The sequence below is a fragment of the Streptomyces lancefieldiae genome (assembly GCF_031845825.1).
In the GTDB taxonomy this organism is placed as follows: Bacteria; Actinomycetota; Actinomycetes; order Streptomycetales; family Streptomycetaceae; genus Streptomyces; species Streptomyces lancefieldiae.
On record NZ_JAVRFH010000333.1, the window covers coordinates 1 to 444 of the forward strand.

The 444-nt window shown below is 71.4% G+C and carries 1 protein-coding gene; it reads left to right on the top strand.

What is annotated here, in order from left to right; all coding sequences use genetic code 11:
- Nucleotides 1–444: Rossmann-fold NAD(P)-binding domain-containing protein (locus RM812_RS42390; protein WP_311586375.1), on the top strand; the 444-nt coding region annotated here is incomplete at both ends.

Consider the following 444-nt stretch of genomic DNA (forward strand, 5'->3'; position numbering starts at 1 on the left):
GTCTGTCGTTGCGGGAGTCGGTGCGTCTTGACGGCCGGTGGCTGCTCGTCGTGCCCGAGCACCTGGACGCGGACGCCACGCGTGTCGCCCACGACGTCGAGCAGGCCCTCACCACCCACGGCGCCACCGTGCACACCCTTGCTCTTGACCCCGCCACAGCGGACTTCGACGACCGTTTCGCCGGGATGTACGAGGAAGCAACGGACGTCACGGGCATCCTGTCACTCCTCGGACTGGCTGTGGGCCCGCACCCGGAGCACGGCGAGGTGCCGATCGCCACAGCGACCTCACTGGCACTGGTGCAGGCCGTCGGCGAGGCCGGGTTCGGTGTTCCGGTGTGGGCGGTGACGCGGGGCGCGGTGTCCGTGGTGCCTGGTGAGGTGCCGGAGACGGCGGGTGCGCACCTGTGGGCGCTCGGGCGGGTTGCCGCTCTCGAGATCCCCG